Consider the following 19,019-nt stretch of genomic DNA (forward strand, 5'->3'; position numbering starts at 1 on the left):
AAGTAAACAGTTATTTTAAGATTAAAGTCATACAACATTAAAAACGTGTACTGACCAACAAAGTAGCTGATTTTATATCGTTATTATCATCACCTAATCTAGTACCTAACCCAAAGCGAATTGAAGCCAGATCGCCAAACCAGTATTCGGTTTGAAGTTCTACATTGTTATTATCAAAATCATCCATTTCAATACTTGAAGAAAGAGAAATGCTCCATTGTTTATTGATATAATAAGCAGCTTGGGTTTGGATATACTCTTCTTTACCTGAGTATTGTTTTAGCTCTAAATCCCAGCCTTGATTTTGTTCAATGTTAGTCCATCTGACATAGGGTCCTACAGTAAATTCACTATTTGAAGAAGAATGATATGAGTCATATTCTTTTTCATAATTGTAAAAAACGCTGATACCAACTTGCAGTGTATCAGTTAACTTTTTACCTAAAGTAACAGCAGTTTCGTAAAATTTTTCATTGCCATAAAAAGTGACGTCTTGTATATATTTGATATAGCCACTGACTATTAAGTCATCTTCAAGGAATTTTTCGCCTTGAATAGCCAAATGATCAACATCATCGATACTAAAACCGGAGACTGAGATAGAATCGATTTGATTCAAATAAGGTATTAACTTATGTGGACCATCTTTTTTGATAAGATCTTCAAAATAAAACCTGTATCGCATACCAAAAAATCTATCATCAAAATCTCTAATATCAGAAAACCCAATATCAAATTGATGGTAAGTGGTGTCTTGTGCCGAGCTGTTAAAGCTCATTAACAATGCGATAGAGGTCAAGCTAAGTAGGCGCATAATACTTCCTTGTTGTGGTTTAGTATTATTTTAGGGACTTGCCTTTGTTAAGTCATTCACTATAAAGTAAAAAAGTGTAGAAAGGCGTATTCAAGAAAAATTGATGAGTAGTTTAAATATGCTTAATAAATAATGAGCAATGAGAGATATTAGCTGTTTAGGATGGTAAATATAACTACATAAGTAGGTTATACTCGATTTTTCTAGCCTAAAGATGGGTTAAAATCGAAGTTTTTAATAATAATTACATATAAAAAGCAACTTGATCATCTTTTACTCTTGTTTTCACATGCTTCCTCAGTATAATGTCAATCCACTTTGCAGGGGCGTAGTTCCAATTGGTAGAACAGCGGTCTCCAAAACCGATGGTTGGGAGTTCGAGTCTCTCCGCCCCTGCCATTTATTAAACCAGTCTGAACTTAATAGCCGGTTTTTAATAGCACGTTATTAAGTTTAGATTTAAAGGAATTACCCTGCCAGCGTGCAGGGTTGTTGTGTCTGTTATTAAGGTAAATAATTATGAGCACTAAAGTGGAAACCCCGTCTAGTTCGATGGATCCTATTAAGTGGATTTTAACCTTTGCTCTGCTTGGCGGTGCTGTGGTTGGAAACTACATGTTAGAAGATCTATCAGTATTGATACGTGCGATTGGCGTAGTTGCTGCTGTAGCTGCTGCAATGGGGATTGCATCACAAACTCAGAAAGGACAAGATTTCATTGTTTTTTCAAAAGAAGCTAAATTAGAAGTGCGTAAAGTGGTGTGGCCAACACGCCAAGAAGCAATTCATACAACAATCATCGTAATGATAGCAACAGTTGTAATGGCATTAATCCTTTGGGGTCTTGATGGTATTTTATTTAGAGTTGTTGGCTTTTTAACTGGCTTGGAGATCTGATCCTATGACGGATGAGAATAAAGAATTAAAATTTCGTTGGTATGTAGTTCAAGCTTTTTCAGGCTATGAAAAGCGTGTAAAACTGACTATAGAAGAACATATCAAACAAGAAGGTTTAGAAGACCTTTTTGAAGAAGTACTAGTACCTACGGAAGAAGTTGTTGAGATGCGCGCTGGTCAAAAACGCCGCTCAGAACGTAAGTTTTTCCCTGGATACGTTTTAGTTAAAATGGCTATGACTGATGCTAGTTGGCATTTAGTGAAAGGTACAGAACGTGTTATGGGCTTTATTGGTGGTACAAAAGAACGTCCTGCACCAATCAGCCAAAGAGAAGCTGATAAGATTCTTAACCGTTTAGAAGAAAATGCAGATTCACCTAAGCAAGCTACTATGTTTGAACCTGGTGAAGTTGTACGTGTTATTGATGGTCCATTTGCTGACTTCAACGGTGTTGTTGAAGAAGTAGATTATGACAAATGTCGCGTAAAAGTTTCTGTTCTTATATTTGGTCGTTCAACGCCTGTTGAACTTGAATTTAGCCAAGTAGAAACAGATAAATAATAAAAGCACGCTTTTATTATTTTAAAAAGCACAGCATTAGCTGTGCTTTTTTGATCCTATAGATTAATACCTACTACTTTGTAATATATTTTATATTTTAAATTTTACTTTTTATTTTCGCTTGTGCTCATCAGACTGATGACATTAACCTGCTTTACCAATACCAATACCAATACCAATACCAATACCAATACCAATACCAATACCAATACCAATACCAATACCAATACCAATACCAATACCTAAATAGAGGGTAATTTAAACATTAAAAAACTGATTTAAATTAGATCTCAAATAGTGAAAATCGATCTAGAGGTGATGCCTTTAAGTGATTAGTTTGATTACGTATCAATTGCAGCGCGATTAAATATAGGGCGCATTGATCACAAAGGAAATCTTTAAAATGTTTTTAGAAGGGTTAGGATGATATTCTGTCAAATTGTGATATACACGTTTACGGGGTGTAACTACGACAAGTGTATTTTTATGATATGGCGGAGTTTTATATCTGTTGTTGTGTTGGTAATTATTTTGTCTATCACCTCTGTTGTCACCGCGATTATCTTGACGGTCGCCACGGTTATCGCCTCTGTTATTTTGTCTGTACCCGCATTGTTATTTCTGTCATTAGGTGAAGCCATTACCGACATCGGTAAGCTGGCCGTTAATATAGGAGAGACTAATAACGTGATAATTGATTTTTTCATTTAAACTCTCCTTTAAATAATGCAACAAGTATATATTTCTTTCTTTGAATCAAAACTGAACAATAAAGAAAATATTTAATATGTGAGTTTTTTAAATTTCCGTGTCTTCATATGGGTAAAAAAGCTGTGATATTTCTTACTATCTCTACTTTCAAAATTCATATTAATTAAATATTGATCACGAGAGCTGATTAAACTATAATCAGCGGCCTTTTGTTATTGGGCTAGTTATTAATTAGCTAAATCTCTAATAAAAAGCATGAATTAAAATTTTTGTAAAACACGGGAAGCCGTTTGAGTACGCGTCCTCACGCGCACTAGGCTAAGACCCACAATCGAGGTATTTATAATGGCTAAGAAAGTTGAAGCTGTAATCAAGCTACAAGTAGCTGCTGGTATGGCTAACCCTAGTCCACCAGTTGGTCCTGCACTAGGTCAGCACGGTGTTAACATCATGGAATTCTGTAAAGGCTTTAATGCTCGTACAGAGTCTTTAGAAAAAGGCGCTCCAGTTCCAGTTATCATTTCTGTATATTCAGATCGTTCTTTCACGTTCGATATGAAAACTCCACCTGCTGCTTACTTACTTAAGAAAGCTGCTGGAATCAAATCTGGTTCAGGTCGTCCTAACACTGAAAAGTGTGGCACAGTAACACGTGCACAACTAGAAGAAATCGTTACTATCAAGCAAGCTGATTTAACAGCTGCTGATATGGACGCTGGTGTACGCACAATTGCAGGTTCTGCACGTGCAATGGGCTTGAACGTAGAGGGTTAATCAGATGGCTAAACTTACTAAACGTATGCGTAATATCCGCGAAAAAGTGGAAGTTACTAAAGAATATGATATCAATGAAGCTGTTGCACTTTTAAAAGAGTTAGCTACTGCTAAGTTCGTAGAAAGTGTTGACGTTGCTGTTAACCTTGGTATCGACGCTCGTAAATCTGACCAAAACGTTCGTGGCGCTTCTGTGCTACCACACGGTACTGGTCGTGATGTACGTGTTGCTGTATTTACTCAAGGCGCAAACGCTGAAGCTGCAAAAGAAGCTGGCGCTGAGCTTGTAGGTATGGAAGATCTTGCTGAGCAAGTGAAAAAAGGCGAAATGAACTTTGACGTTGTTGTTGCTTCTCCAGATGCAATGCGCGTTGTTGGTCAACTTGGTCAAATCTTAGGTCCACGTGGCCTGATGCCTAACCCTAAAACTGGTACTGTAACTCCAAATGTTGCTGAAGCAGTTAAAAACGCGAAAGCGGGTCAGGTTCGTTACCGTAATGATAAGAATGGTATCATCCATACTACTATCGGTAAGGTTTCTTTTGATGCTGCACAGCTTCAAGGTAACCTAGAAGCACTAATCGTTGCGCTTAAGAAGGCTAAGCCTGCTCAAGCTAAAGGTGTTTACTTGAAGAAAGTAACTATCTCTACGACTATGGGTGCTGGTGTAACTGTTGATCAGGGTACACTTAATACTGTTGTAGCTTAATTTTTAAATTAGCTATTACTGTATACTTGGCGCATAATTTAAGCTATAATTCTGCGCCACTTTATTGAAGAAATGTTTTATTTAAAATAAAGCTAAATTTTTCAATAAATAACAAATTCGGGTTGAAGTTTTGATTATTTATTAATTAAAACTTCCGTCCAAGACCGTAGGTGTTATTTATTATTCGTAATAAAAGCTTAATTTCCTACGTAGATGGTGTAGAACCCCAGATAGATTTTTCCTAATCTTCTGGCTCTCGCCGTAAAAAGCACCTAAATATTATTGTGATATTTAGGATGAGTAAATCGGAGAACTTAATTTAAGTTTTCCAAGAACCAGGAGTCACACCCATGGCCTTAAACTTTGAAGGCAAAAAAGCGATTGTTGCTGAAGTCAGCGAAGCCGCTAGTGGTGCTCTATCTGCAGTAGTTGCAGATTCTCGTGGTGTACCTGTTGACGCTATTACAGCCCTTCGTAAAGAAGCTCGTGAAGCTGGTGTATGGATGAAAGTTGTTCGTAACACTCTTGCTAAACGTGCTATCGAAGGAACTGAATTTGAGTGTCTTAACGATTCTTTAGTTGGTCCAAGCTTAGTTGCTTTTTCTAGCGAGCACCCTGGTGCTGCAGCGCGTATCTTCTCAGATTTCGCGAAGAAAAATGAACATTTTGAGCTTAAATTGGCCGCTTTTGAAGGTAACGTTGTAGACGTTGCTATGTTGGCTACATTGCCTACATACGATGAAGCAGTTGCACGCTTAATGAGCGCTATGAAAGAAGCGTCTGCCGGTAAATTGTGTAAAACAATTGAAGCAGTACGTGTACAAAAAGAAGAGCAATCTGCATAATCTTATAGAATCCTATAAGTTTAGATTGTTTTTATTGGTGTAAAATATTTTTTTAGAACATTATTTATTGTAAATAATAGTTCATATTATTAGGAAATTTGAAATGTCTGTATCTAAAGACCAAATCCTTGATGCTATTGCAGAAATGTCTGTAATGGATGTTGTTGCTCTTGTTGAAGCAATGGAAGAAAAATTCGGTGTAACTGCTGCTGCTGCAATGGTTGCTGGTCCAGCTGCTGAAGCTGCTGAAGAGAAAACTGAGTTTGACGTTGTTTTAGCATCTTTTGGTGCTAACAAAGTTGCTGCAATCAAAGCTGTTCGTGGCGCTACAGGTCTTGGCCTTAAAGAAGCTAAAGCTATGGTTGAATCTGCTCCAGTTGCACTTAAAGAAGGTGTTACTAAAGAAGAAGCTGAAGCACTTAAGACTGATCTTGAAGCTATCGGTGCAACAATTGAAATTAAATAATCTGGCTTTTGCTAGGTTATCTGCCTAATTTATTAGGCACGGGCTGATGGTTTTTTAATCATCAGCCTTTTTGCGCTGTAGTGTTTTGCACTGCAGCGCATTTTGCCCTCTATGATTTATATTGTTTTTTACAATTAAATCAAAGTGTGCAAACACACAATATGTAGTAAAAAATATGGCATTAATCGCCATTTTAGTCTGCTCATTTATGAGTGGTGTTCAAGATTCAGCAAGCTGAGGAACCTCATGGATTACTCTTATTCTGAAAAGAAACGTATCCGTAAGGATTTTGGTAAACGACCACAGGTTATGCAAATACCTAAACTGCTAGCTATGCAGTTGGATTCGTTCGCAAAATTCTTAAAGCCAAACGCCGAAGGCGAATATGGATTGGAAGCAGCCTTCCGTTCAGTATTCCCTATCAAAAACAACTCGGGTAGTGCTGAGCTTCAATACGTAAGTTACCGTATTGGCGAGCCAGTATTTGACGTTAAAGAATGTCAAATCCGTGGTGTTACTTTTTCTGCTCCTCTACGCGTAAAATTACGTCTAGTGGTAATGGATAAAGAAAATCCAGGCACAGTAAAAGACATAAAAGAACAAGAAGTTTACATGGGTGAAATTCCACTCATGACAGATACGGGTACCTTTGTAATCAATGGTACAGAGCGTGTTATTGTTTCTCAGCTGCATCGTAGTCCAGGTGTGTTCTTTGATAACGATCGTGGTAAATCACACTCTTCTGGTAAAGTTTTATATAATGCTCGTGTTATTCCATACCGTGGTTCATGGTTAGACTTTGAATTCGATATCAAAGATAACTTACACGTTCGTATTGACCGTCGTCGTAAATTACCGGCATCAATCATTTTACGTGCATTAGAATACTCTACAGAAGAAATTCTAGCGATGTTCTTCGAAACAACTACGTTCGAAGTTGCTAACGGTAAAGTAATGATGGAATTAGTTCCTTCACGCTTACGTGGCGAAATCGCTACTTTTGATATTAAAGATCAAGAGGGTGAAGTGATTGCTGAAGCAGGTCGTCGTATTACTGCTCGTCATATCAGAACACTAGAGAAAAAATCAGTTACACAACTTGAAGTACCACATGAGTACTTGATTGATCGTGTAATTGCTAAAAATTATGTAGATGAAGAAACAGGTGAAGTTGTTGCTGAAGCAAATGCAGAACTTTCTCTAGAGCTTATGGCTGAATTAGTTAAAGCTGGCTTCACTCAAATTGATACGCTTTACATCAACGAAGTTGATAGTGGATCGTACATGTCTGATACAGTTCGCGTTGATTCAACTACGAACCGTTTAGAAGCACTTGTTGAAATCTATCGCATGATGCGCCCGGGCGAGCCACCAACCCGTGATGCTGCAGAAGCGTTATTTGAAAACTTATTCTTTAATGAAGACCGTTACGATCTATCTAAAGTAGGTCGTATGAAGTTCAACAGTCGTGTACTTCGTGACTCTGACACTGGACCAGGTATTTTAGCTAAAGAAGATATCGTTGACGTAATGAAGACATTGATCGACATTCGTAACGGTAAAGGCGAATCAGATGATATCGATCACTTAGGTAATCGTCGTATTCGTTCAGTTGGTGAAATGGCTGAAAACCAATTCCGCGTTGGTTTAGTACGTGTAGAGCGTGCTGTAAGAGAGCGTTTAACATTAGGTGATCTTGATGCGATTATGCCGCAAGATTTAATCAATGCTAAGCCTATCTCTGCTGCGGTTAAAGAATTCTTTGGTTCATCACAACTATCACAGTTCATGGATCAAAATAACCCGCTTTCAGAAGTAACACATAAACGTCGTATTTCAGCATTAGGGCCGGGTGGTTTAACTCGTGAACGTGCTGGCTTTGAAGTACGTGATGTTCACGTAACTCACTACGGTCGTGTATGTCCAATCGAAACTCCTGAGGGACCGAATATCGGTCTAATTAACTCTTTGTCGTGTTATGCACGTACAAATGATTACGGTTTCTTGGAAACTCCTTACCGTAGAGTTATCGATGGCGTTGTTACTGACGAAGTAAACTACTTATCAGCAATTGAAGAAGGTCAATTTGTAATCGCACAGGCGAGCGCAGATATGACTGTTGATAAAGAACTTGTTGACGGGTTAATTCCTTGTCGTCATAAAGGTGAATCAACCTTTATGGGTAAAGATGACATTCAATACATGGATGTTTCTTCACAACAGGTTATTTCAGTTGCTGCGGCACTTATCCCGTTCCTTGAACACGATGATGCTAACCGTGCATTAATGGGTTCAAACATGCAACGTCAAGCAGTTCCGACGTTAAAAGCAGATAAGCCGCTAGTTGGTACTGGTATTGAACGTACTATTGCTAAAGAGTCTGGTGTAACTGTTGTTGCTAAACGTGGTGGTGTTGTTGATTACGCTGACTCAGGTCGTATCGTAGTTAACGTAAATGAAGCAGAACGCATCCCTGGTGAAGCGGGCATCGACATTTACAACCTAACTAAATACACACGTTCTAACCAAAACACATGTATTAATCAACGTCCAACTTGTATGGTAGGCGAACCGGTTACTGCGGGTGACGTGTTAGCTGATGGCCCTTCAACGGATTTAGGTGACTTGGCACTAGGTCAAAACCTACGTATCGCTTTCATGCCTTGGAACGGTTACAACTTCGAAGATTCAATCCTTCTTTCAGAAAAAGTTGTAGATGAAGATCGTTTAACAACGATTCATATTCAAGAACTACAATGTATCGCTCGTGATACTAAGTTAGGTCCTGAAGAAATAACTGCCGATATCCCTAATGTAGGTGAGTCAGCACTAAGCAAACTTGATGAGTCAGGTATTGTTTACATCGGTGCTGAAGTTAAAGGCGGTGATATCTTAGTTGGTAAAGTAACCCCTAAAGGTGAAACACAACTAACACCAGAAGAGAAACTCTTACGAGCTATCTTCGGTGAGAAAGCGTCTGATGTTAAAGATAGCTCTCTACGTGTATCTAACTCTATCTCAGGTACTATTATCGATGTTCAAGTCTTCACTCGAGACGGCGTTGAAAAAGATAAGCGTGCTTTAGAAATTGAAGATATGCAACTTCGTGAAGCGAAAAAAGACTTCAATGAAGAATTTAAAATCCTTGAAGAAGGTGTTTTAAGTCGTGCACGTACTTTACTAGTTGCGAATGGCATTGATGCAGATAAAGTTGCAACTTTGAATGGTGAGCAATTGCTAACTCAAAGTCTAGCTGATGAAACTGCACAAGCTGAGCTTGAGCAATTAGCTGAGCAATATGACGAACTTAAAGCTGACTACGATAAGCGTTTCGAAATTAAACGTCGTAAAATCACACAAGGCGATGATTTAGCACCAGGTGTTCTTAAGATTGTAAAAATCTACCTAGCTGTTAAACGTACTATCCAACCTGGTGATAAGATGGCTGGTCGTCACGGAAACAAAGGTGTTATTTCAACTATCGTTCCTGTTGAAGATATGCCATACGATGAAAACGGTCGTACCGTTGATATCGTACTGAATCCGCTTGGTGTACCGTCTCGTATGAACATCGGTCAGATCTTAGAAGTACATATGGGTCTTGCTGCACGTGGTATCGGTGAGCGTATCGAAGAGATGCTTAAAGAACAACGTGAAGTTCATGAGCTTCGTAATTACATTAAGCAAGCATACGACCTAGGCGAATCTCGTCAAGAAGTTGATATTGCTAGCTTCACTGATGACGAAGTTAGACGTCTTGCTAAAAACCTTAAAGGCGGTTTACCAATCGCTACTCCAGCATTTGATGGCGCAATTGAAAACGAAATCAAAGATATGCTTGAGCTTGGTGGTTATCCAAGAAGTGGTCAGGTTACATTATATGATGGTCGTACAGGTGATGCATTTGAGCGTCAAGTAACTGTAGGCTACATGTACATGCTTAAACTGAATCACTTAGTTGATGACAAAATGCATGCGCGTTCAACCGGTTCTTACAGCCTTGTAACTCAGCAACCACTAGGTGGTAAAGCTCAGTTCGGTGGTCAGCGTTTCGGTGAGATGGAAGTATGGGCATTAGAAGCATACGGTGCTGCTTATACCCTACAAGAAATGCTTACTGTTAAGTCTGATGATGTTAACGGCCGTACTAAGATGTATAAGAACATCGTAGACGGAAACCACAAGATGGAACCTGGTATGCCGGAATCATTCAACGTATTGTTGAAAGAGATCCGTTCACTAGGTATCAATATCGAGTTGGAAGAAGAGTAAGCGAAACAGCTAACTTCATTTAAATGAGGTTAGCAACTCGCATGGCAAGCATAACTGGGTTGTTAGTTAACAGATTAATTAACGGCCCACACTATTAACTTCCGACAGGAGAGCTAAAGTGAAAGATTTACTTAAGTTTCTGAAGCAACAAAATAAGACCGAAGAATTTGATGCAATACGCATTGGTCTTGCTTCACCCGATATGGTTCGTTCATGGTCATTTGGTGAAGTAAAAAAACCAGAGACGATTAACTACCGTACTTTTAAGCCTGAGCGTGATGGCTTATTCTGTGCCCGTATATTCGGTCCAGTAAAAGATTATGAATGTTTATGTGGTAAATATAAACGTCTTAAGCACCGCGGTGTAATTTGTGAAAAATGTGGCGTTGAAGTTACATTAACTAAAGTTCGTCGTGACCGTATGGGTCATATCGAATTAGCAAGCCCCGTTGCACACATCTGGTTCCTTAAATCATTACCTTCTCGTATTGGTTTAATGCTAGATATGACACTTCGTGATATCGAACGTGTTCTTTATTTTGAATCTTTTGTTGTTACCGAGCCAGGTATGACAACATTAGAGCGTGGCCAACTTTTAGGTGAAGAAGAATATCTTGATTCACTAGAAGAGCATGGCGATGAATTCGAAGCTAAAATGGGTGCTGAAGCAGTACTTGATTTACTTCGTGAATTAGACTTAGGCCAGTTAATCGCAGAAATGCGTGAAGAGTTACCAACAATCAACTCTGAAACTAAGCGTAAGAAAATCACAAAACGTCTTAAATTAATGGAATCTTTCCACCAATCAGGTAATAACCCTGAGTGGATGATCATGACAGTACTACCAATTCTGCCACCTGATCTTCGTCCATTAGTACCACTAGATGGTGGTCGTTTTGCGACTTCTGATCTAAATGACTTATACCGTCGTGTTATTAACCGTAATAACCGTCTTAAGCGTCTTCTTGAACTGGCTGCGCCAGATATTATCGTACGTAACGAAAAGCGTATGTTACAAGAAGCGGTTGATGCATTATTAGATAACGGTCGTCGTGGTCGTGCTATTACTGGTTCTAACAAACGTCCTCTGAAATCTCTTGCTGACATGATCAAAGGTAAGCAAGGTCGTTTCCGTCAAAACTTACTTGGTAAGCGTGTTGACTATTCAGGCCGTTCTGTAATTACCGTAGGTCCAACTTTAAGACTTCATCAGTGTGGTCTACCTAAGAAAATGGCACTTGAATTATTCAAGCCGTTTATCTACGGAAAGTTAGAACTTAAAGGCATGGCAACTACGATTAAAGCTGCCAAGAAGATGGTTGAGCGTGAAGTAGCTGAAGTTTGGGATATCTTAGATGAAGTTATCCGTGAACATCCTGTACTACTTAACCGTGCACCAACACTTCATAGATTAGGTATCCAGGCATTTGAGCCGGTACTAATCGAAGGTAAAGCGATTCAATTACACCCACTAGTTTGTGCGGCATACAATGCCGATTTCGATGGTGACCAAATGGCGGTACACGTACCGTTAACAATTGAAGCGCAGCTTGAAGCTCGTGCACTAATGATGTCAACAAATAATATCTTATCACCAGCAAATGGTGAGCCTATCATCGTTCCTTCACAGGATGTTGTATTAGGCCTTTATTACATGACTCGTGATTGCATTAACGCTAAAGGCGAAGGTGCAGTACTTAAAAGTGCTAAAGAAGCAGAAAAAGGTTACCGTGCAGGCGTATTTGATTTACACGCGATTGTAAAAGTACGTATGACTGAAACTGAGATTGATAATGAAGGTAACCGCACTGAAGTGACTAAGATTGTAGAAACTACAGTTGGTCGTGCGATTCTATCTTTAGTATTACCTAAAGGTTTACCTTTCTTCTTAATCAATAACCCTATGGGTAAAAAGCAGATTTCTCACTTGCTTAATGAGTGTTACCGTCGTTTAGGTCTTAAAGATACCGTTATCTTTGCTGACCAAATCATGTATACCGGTTTCCATTACGCAATGAAGTCAGGTGTTTCTATCGGTATCGACGATTTAGAAATTCCACCGACTAAACCAGAAATCATTGGTAACGCTGAAGCAGAAGTAAGCGAAATCAATCAACAATTCCAATCTGGTCTTGTTACTGCTGGTGAAAAATACAATAAAGTTATCGATATTTGGTCACGTGTAAATGAAAACTTATCACGTGCGATGATGGAAAACTTATCAAAAGATGACGTAGTTACTGCTCAAGGTGAAACTGTAAAACAGGATTCATTTAACTCAGTATTTATGATGGCAGATTCTGGTGCGCGTGGTAGTGCCGCTCAGATACGTCAGTTATCTGGTATGCGTGGCCTAATGGCACGTCCAGATGGTTCAATCATCGAAACGCCAATCACAGCAAACTTCCGTGAAGGTCTGAACGTACTACAGTACTTCATCTCTACGCATGGTGCGCGTAAAGGTTTGGCCGATACGGCACTTAAAACAGCTAACTCGGGTTACTTAACACGTCGTCTAGTTGATGTTGCACAAGATTTGGTTATCAATGACAAAGATTGTGGCACATTAGATGGTCTAACAATGAAACCGCTAATTGAAGGTGGTGATGTTGTTGAGCCGTTACGCGAACGTGTATTAGGTCGTGTTGTTGCTGAAGATATCATTAAGCCTGGTACGACAGATGTTGTTTTAGTAGAACGTAATGTAATGCTAGACGAAAAACTGTGTGACATGTTAGAAGAAAACTCAGTTGATGAAGTACGTGTACGTTCAATCATCACTTGTGAAAATGACTTCGGTGTATGTGCTCAGTGTTACGGTCGTGACTTAGCACGTGGTCACCTGATTAACCAAGGTGAGTCTGTAGGTGTTATTGCTGCTCAATCAATCGGTGAGCCAGGTACACAGCTTACGATGCGTACATTCCACATCGGTGGTGCTGCATCAAGAGCATCTGCTGAAAACTCTGTACAAGTTAAGAGCACAGGTACTATCAAGCTACATAACGCTAAATCAGTAACAAATACTGATGGCAAGCTTGTTATTACTTCACGTTCAACTGAAATCTGTGTTATTGATGATCACGGTCGTGAAAAAGAGCGTTATAAAGTACCTTACGGTGCGGTATTAGCAGTTAAAGATACTGACGCAATCGAAGCGAACGACGTTGTTGCAACTTGGGACCCGCATAGTCACCCAATCGTTGTAGAACGTGTATCAAAAATCTCATTCAGTGACATTGATGAATCAAACACTGAAACACAAACAGACGAGCTTACTGGTTTAACTCGTATGGTTGTGAAAGATCTTTCTAAGATTAACGCTAAAGAACCAAAACTTATTGTTGAAAGTGATGAAACTGGTTTACAAGAAATCCGTTTACCTGCATTTACAACAATCGAAGTAAGTGATGGCACGACAGTTAATCCGGGTGACGTATTAGCACGTATCCCGCAAGAAGGTTCAAAAACTCGTGATATCACGGGTGGTCTACCGCGCGTAGCCGATTTATTCGAAGCGCGTAAACCAAAAGAGCCAGCTATTTTAGCTGAAGTAACAGGTACTATTAGTTTCGGTAAAGAAACTAAAGGTAAGAAACGTCTAGTAATCACGCCACCAGAGGGTGATCACTACGAAGAGATGATTCCAAAGTGGCGTCAGCTTAACGTGTTTGAAGGTGAATCTGTGTCTAAAGGTGAGGTTATCGCCGATGGTCCTGAGTCTCCTCATGACATTTTACGTCTTCGTGGCGTTACAGATGTTGCTAACTACATTGTTAACGAAGTGCAAGATGTTTACCGCCTGCAAGGCGTAAAAATCAATGATAAGCACATTGAAACTATTATCCGCCAAATGATCCGTAAGTGTATTATCACTCACGGTGGTGATACTGAGTTCTTAAAAGGCGAACAAGTTGAAGTATCTCGCGTAAATATCGCGAATCGTGAACTTGAAGAGCAAGGCAAGATCCCAGCTCAGTTTGAAATACAGTTAATGGGTATCACTAAAGCGTCATTGGCAACAGAATCTTTCATCTCTGCAGCATCGTTCCAGGAAACAACTCGTGTTCTGACTGACGCAGCAGTAAATGGTAAGAGCGATGAGCTTCGCGGCTTGAAAGAGAACGTAATCGTGGGTCGTCTGATCCCAGCGGGTACAGGTTTCTCTTATCATCAAGATCGTATGAATCGTCGTAAAAAGCGTAACGAACCAGCTGTTGAAGAACAGACGGTTAGTGCAGAAGATGCTGCTCAAGCATTAACTGATGCACTTAACGCGACCCTAGGCGACTAGTTTTTATGAGTCTTTTAGTCAAATTTAAGACAAAATAAAGAAAAAAGGCGGTTAATACCGCCTTTTTTACGCTAATTGTTGACAGGTTAAACTTTGCTCATTAAAATTCCGCCACCCTTATGTTGAGGGCAAAAATTTTAGAGTGTAAAAACTTAATCATTTTTGACCAAACATTAGGCAGAATTTTAATTCTTTCAGCAGTCAATTAATCATTAGGAGCTATTTAATGGCAACTATCAACCAACTTGTACGTAAGCCACGTAGAAGTAAAGTTGTAAAAAGCAACTCAGCGGCGCTTAAAGCATGTCCGCAAAAACGTGGTGTTTGTACTCGTGTATATACTACTACTCCAAAGAAACCAAACTCTGCATTACGTAAAGTAGCGCGTGTTCGTTTAACGAACGGTTTCGAAGTAACATCATACATCGGTGGTGAAGGTCACAACTTGCAAGAGCATAGTGTAATCCTTATCCGTGGTGGTCGTGTTAAAGATTTACCAGGTGTGCGTTTTCACACAGTACGCGGCGCATTAGACTGTGCAGGCGTAAGCGATCGTCGTCAAGGACGTTCAAAATACGGTGCTAAACGACCTAAGGGTTAATAGTCTCCGTTAGTAAGGCCAAACACATAATTTAATTTTTTTGTTTTGGGTATGAGACTAACAAGTCCAACCTGAATAAACCGGAGATACAAAATGCCTAGAAGACGCGTAGTAGGTCAACGTAAAATTCTTCCAGATCCTAAGTTCGGATCAGAACTTCTTGCGAAATTCGTAAATGTTGTAATGCAAGATGGTAAAAAATCAACTGCTGAAAAAATCGTATACGGTGCGTTAGACGTGGCTGCTGAGAAATCAGGTAAAGCGCATCTAGAAATCTTTGAAGCGGCACTTGAAGCAATCCGCCCAACAGTAGAGGTTAAATCTCGTCGTGTTGGTGGTTCTACTTATCAAGTTCCTGTAGAAGTACGTCCAGTTCGTCGCAACGCATTAGGTATGCGTTGGTTAGTAGACGCTGCACGTAAGCGTGGCGAAAAATCTATGGGCTTACGTTTAGCTCAAGAAATCGTTGACGCTGCTGATAATAAAGGCACTGCGGTTAAGAAACGTGAAGACGTTCACCGTATGGCTGAAGCGAATAAAGCATTCGCTCACTACCGTTGGTAGTCACTACTTAAAATTGAAATGGTCTGGCTTATTAGTCAGATCTTTCTTGTTTAAGTGGTTTAAAGTTTTAAGAGGAATAGTATGGCACGTACAACCCCAATCGAGCGCTACCGTAATATCGGTATCGTTGCACACGTAGACGCTGGTAAAACTACCACAACTGAACGTGTGCTTTTCTACACTGGTCTTTCACATAAGATTGGTGAAGTTCACGACGGTGCTGCAACGATGGATTGGATGGAGCAAGAACAAGAGCGTGGTATCACGATCACTTCTGCTGCTACCACATGTTTCTGGAAAGGTATGGACGCACAGTTCCAAGACCATCGTATCAATATCATTGATACGCCAGGACACGTTGACTTCACAATTGAAGTTGAGCGTTCGTTGCGTGTACTTGACGGTGCTGTAGTGGTTCTTTGTGCATCCTCTGGTGTTCAGCCGCAAACTGAAACAGTTTGGCGACAAGCGAACAAATACGAAGTTCCAAGAATGATCTTCGTAAACAAGATGGATCGCGTTGGTGCAGATTACCTTATGGTAGTCGAGCAAATAAAGAACCGCCTAGGTGCTAATCCTGTTCCAATTCAACTTGCAATTGGCGCTGAAGAAGACTTCTCTGGCGTAATTGATTTAGTTAAAATGAAAGTCATTAATTGGTCTGAAGCAGATCAAGGCATGTCTTTTAGTTACGATGAGATACCTGCTGATTTATTAGAAGAAGCAGAGATGTATCGTGAACAATTGGTTGAAGCGGCTGCTGAAGCTACCGAAGAGCTAATGGATAAATACCTTGAAGAAGGTGAACTTTCAGAAGCTGAAATTAAAAGCGCAATACGTAAACGTACTTTAGCGAACGAAATCGTTCCTATTGCATGTGGTTCAGCTTTTAAGAATAAAGGTGTGCAAGCAGTATTAGATGCCGTTGTTGATTATTTACCGTCGCCAACTGAAGTGAAGCAGATTCAAGGTATTCTTGAAGATGATTCCGAAGCTGAGCGCCCGGCAGATGACAACGCACCGTTTTCTGCGCTTGCATTTAAAATTGCAACCGACCCATTTGTTGGCACGCTTACTTTCTTTAGAGTATATTCTGGCGTAGTAAAACAAGGCGACTTTGTTTATAACCCGATTAAGGGTAAAAAAGAGCGTTTTGGTCGCATCGTACAGATGCATGCTAATAGCCGTGAAGAAATCAAAGAAGTAAGAGCCGGTGATATTGCTGCTGCAATTGGTCTTAAAGAAGTCACTACAGGTGAAACTTTATGTGATCAGGATTCAGTTATTACGCTTGAGCGTATGGACTTCCCTGAACCAGTTATTTCAATTGCAGTTGAGCCTAGAACAGTTGCTGATCAAGATAAAATGGCTATCGCACTAGGTAAACTAGCTGCTGAAGATCCATCTTTCAAAGTCCATACGGACGATGAAACTGGTCAAACAATTATTTCAGGTATGGGTGAACTTCACCTCGATATTATCGTAGATCGCATGCAACGTGAATTTAGCGTTGAATGTAACGTGGGTAAACCTCAGGTTTCATACCGCGAATCGATTCGTAAAACTGTAGAAGTTGAAGGCAAATTTATACGTCAATCAGGCGGTCGAGGTCAATATGGTCATGTATGGCTGAGACTTGAACCGTTAGAAATAGACGTAAACGATGATGATGCGCCAAACTACATATTCGAAAACGAAATTGTAGGTGGTGCTGTTCCTCGTGAATTTATACCGGCAGTAGATAAGGGTATTCAAGAACAAATGCAAAATGGTGTTCTTGCTGGTTTCCCTCTACTTGGTGTTAAAGCAACCTTGTTTGATGGCTCATTCCACGATGTTGACTCCAATGAAATGGCGTTCAAAATCGCAGGATCCATGGGTTTAAAAACAGGTGCATTAGATGCAAACCCTGCATTACTTGAACCTATGATGAAAGTTGAAGTTGTTACTCCTGAATCCAATATGGGTGACGTAGTAGGTGACTTAAACCGCCGTCGTGGCTTGATTGAAGGTATGATTGACGCTCCAGGTGGATTACGACAGGTAAATGCTGTTGTACCACTAGCAGAAATGTTTGGATACGCAACCGCCCTTCGATCTGCGACACAAGGTCGAGCTTCATACTCGATGGAGTTTTTGAAGTATGCTGAGGCATCAAAAAATGTCACAGAAACAATCATGGCAGCTCGTACTGCTAGATAATTTTTAGTTCGGTCCGATTCACAGCTCGCAAGGCTGGATTGGACTATTATATTCTTAATAGGAATTTTTAAGATGGCAAAAGAAAAGTTTGAACGTTCGAAACCGCATGTTAACGTTGGTACAATTGGTCACGTAGATCACGGTAAAACAACTCTAACAGCAGCAATCACAAACGTACTTGCAAAAGTATACGGCGGTGACGCTAAAGATTTCGCAGCAATCGATAATGCGCCAGAAGAAAGAGAACGCGGTATCACTATCTCAACTTCTCACGTTGAATACGATACTCCAACTCGTCACTACGCACACGTAGATTGTCCTGGTCACGCCGATTACGTTAAAAACATGATCACTGGTGCTGCTCAAATGGATGGTGCTATCTTAGTAGTAGCTGCAACTGACGGCCCTATGCCACAAACTCGTGAGCATATCCTTCTTTCTCGTCAGGTTGGCGTTCCTTACATCATCGTTTTCATGAACAAATGTGACATGGTTGATGATGAAGAGCTACTTGAACTAGTAGAAATGGAAGTTCGTGAACTTCTTTCTGAATACGAATTCCCAGGTGATGATTTACCACTAATCGCTGGTTCTGCTCTTAAAGCGCTTGAAGGCGAGAAAGAGTGGGAAGATAAGATCGTTGAGCTTGCAGAAGCACTAGATTCTTACATCCCAGAGCCAGAGCGTGACATCGATAAAGATTTCATCATGCCTATCGAAGATGTTTTCTCAATCCAAGGTCGTGGTACAGTTGTAACTGGTCGTGTTGAAGCTGGTATCATCAACGTAAATGATGCAGTAGAAATCGTTGGTATCAAAGAAACTACAGTTTCTACATGTACTGGTGTTGAAATGTTCCGTAAGCTTCTAGACGAAGGTCGTGCTGGTGAGAACATTGGTGCACTTCTACGTGGTACTAAGCGTGAAGACGTTGAGCGTGGTCAAGTACTAGCAGCTCCAGGTACTATCAACCCTCATACTAAGTTTGAGTCTGAAGTATACGTACTTTCAAAAGATGAAGGTGGTCGTCATACTCCATTCTTCAAAGGTTACCGTCCACAGTTCTACTTCCGTACAACTGACGTAACTGGTGATGTTCAATTACCAGAAGGCGTAGAAATGGTTATGCCTGGTGATAACGTTAAGATGGTTGTTGAACTTATCTGTCCAATCGCGATGGACGAAGGTTTACGCTTCGCTATCCGTGAAGGTGGCCGTACTGTAGGTGCTGGTGTTGTTGCTAGCATCGTAGAATAATAATTAGTTAATCTAATTGTTATCAAAAAAGGCCGCTTATGCGGCCTTTTT

At 40.1% G+C, this 19,019-nt stretch carries 14 protein-coding genes and 1 tRNA gene; 13 read left to right on the forward strand and 2 right to left on the reverse strand.

Going from position 1 to position 19,019, the window contains the following annotated elements; translation table 11 throughout:
* Positions 1-37: 37 nt before the first annotated feature.
* The gene (locus tag PSA_RS03560; RefSeq protein ID WP_042150056.1) at positions 38-814 is read right to left on the reverse strand and encodes a hypothetical protein; all 777 of its coding nucleotides are present in this window, start codon (positions 812-814) and stop codon (positions 38-40) included.
* Between the two features lie 322 nt (positions 815-1,136).
* On the opposite strand from PSA_RS03560, the gene PSA_RS03565 reads away from it, so the two are divergent.
* The 3 genes from PSA_RS03565 (at position 1,137) to nusG (ending at position 2,273) form a co-directional block, all read left to right on the forward strand.
* Positions 1,137-1,213 (forward strand) — tRNA-Trp (locus PSA_RS03565).
* 120 nt (positions 1,214-1,333) lie between these two features.
* A complete protein-coding gene (secE, locus tag PSA_RS03570; protein WP_042150058.1) occupies positions 1,334-1,711 on the forward strand; it encodes a preprotein translocase subunit SecE in 378 nt (125 codons plus the stop codon).
* Between the two features lie 4 nt (positions 1,712-1,715).
* Positions 1,716-2,273 (forward strand): transcription termination/antitermination protein NusG, encoded by a 558-nt coding sequence (gene nusG / locus PSA_RS03575; RefSeq protein ID WP_042150060.1) that lies wholly within the window; start codon positions 1,716-1,718, stop codon positions 2,271-2,273.
* 467 nt (positions 2,274-2,740) lie between these two features.
* Here the strand turns inward: nusG and PSA_RS03580 are convergent, their stop codons facing one another.
* Positions 2,741-2,980, reverse strand: coding sequence for a hypothetical protein (locus PSA_RS03580; RefSeq protein ID WP_042150062.1), 240 nt, complete (start codon positions 2,978-2,980; stop codon positions 2,741-2,743).
* Between the two features lie 349 nt (positions 2,981-3,329).
* Here PSA_RS03580 and rplK point away from each other — a divergent pair, with 349 nt between their 5' ends.
* The 10 genes from rplK to tuf all read left to right on the forward strand — a co-directional run bounded on the left by rplK (position 3,330) and on the right by tuf (position 18,968).
* Positions 3,330-3,758, forward strand: coding sequence for a 50S ribosomal protein L11 (rplK, locus tag PSA_RS03585; RefSeq protein ID WP_042150064.1), 429 nt, complete (start codon positions 3,330-3,332; stop codon positions 3,756-3,758).
* 4 nt (positions 3,759-3,762) lie between these two features.
* Positions 3,763-4,467 carry a 50S ribosomal protein L1 gene (gene rplA, locus PSA_RS03590; RefSeq protein WP_042150066.1) on the forward strand — a complete coding sequence of 235 codons (705 nt, stop codon included), beginning with the start codon at positions 3,763-3,765 and terminating at the stop codon, positions 4,465-4,467.
* A gap of 350 nt (positions 4,468-4,817) precedes the next feature.
* A complete protein-coding gene (rplJ, locus tag PSA_RS03595; RefSeq protein WP_042150068.1) occupies positions 4,818-5,312 on the forward strand; it encodes a 50S ribosomal protein L10 in 495 nt (164 codons plus the stop codon).
* Between the two features lie 103 nt (positions 5,313-5,415).
* Entirely contained in the window at positions 5,416-5,778 is a 363-nt protein-coding gene (gene rplL, locus PSA_RS03600) for a 50S ribosomal protein L7/L12 (protein ID WP_042150071.1), read from the forward strand.
* A gap of 246 nt (positions 5,779-6,024) precedes the next feature.
* Positions 6,025-10,050 (forward strand): DNA-directed RNA polymerase subunit beta, encoded by a 4,026-nt coding sequence (rpoB, locus tag PSA_RS03605; RefSeq protein ID WP_042150074.1) that lies wholly within the window; start codon positions 6,025-6,027, stop codon positions 10,048-10,050.
* Between the two features lie 118 nt (positions 10,051-10,168).
* The gene (gene rpoC / locus PSA_RS03610) at positions 10,169-14,344 is read left to right on the forward strand and encodes a DNA-directed RNA polymerase subunit beta' (protein ID WP_042150076.1); all 4,176 of its coding nucleotides are present in this window, start codon (positions 10,169-10,171) and stop codon (positions 14,342-14,344) included.
* A 226-nt stretch (positions 14,345-14,570) separates the two neighbouring features.
* Entirely contained in the window at positions 14,571-14,945 is a 375-nt protein-coding gene (gene rpsL / locus PSA_RS03615; RefSeq protein ID WP_042150078.1) for a 30S ribosomal protein S12, read from the forward strand.
* A 93-nt stretch (positions 14,946-15,038) separates the two neighbouring features.
* Complete coding sequence (gene rpsG, locus PSA_RS03620) at positions 15,039-15,509, forward strand: 30S ribosomal protein S7 (RefSeq protein ID WP_042150080.1); 471 nt, start codon at positions 15,039-15,041, stop codon at positions 15,507-15,509.
* Positions 15,510-15,590: 81 nt separating this feature from the next.
* Positions 15,591-17,711 (forward strand): elongation factor G, encoded by a 2,121-nt coding sequence (fusA, locus tag PSA_RS03625; protein WP_042150083.1) that lies wholly within the window; start codon positions 15,591-15,593, stop codon positions 17,709-17,711.
* Between the two features lie 72 nt (positions 17,712-17,783).
* Positions 17,784-18,968 (forward strand): elongation factor Tu, encoded by a 1,185-nt coding sequence (gene tuf, locus PSA_RS03630; protein ID WP_059364734.1) that lies wholly within the window; start codon positions 17,784-17,786, stop codon positions 18,966-18,968.
* Positions 18,969-19,019 lie beyond the last annotated feature (51 nt).

It is taken from the genome of Pseudoalteromonas sp. '520P1 No. 423' (genome assembly GCF_001269985.1).
Taxonomy (GTDB): domain Bacteria; phylum Pseudomonadota; class Gammaproteobacteria; order Enterobacterales; family Alteromonadaceae; genus Pseudoalteromonas.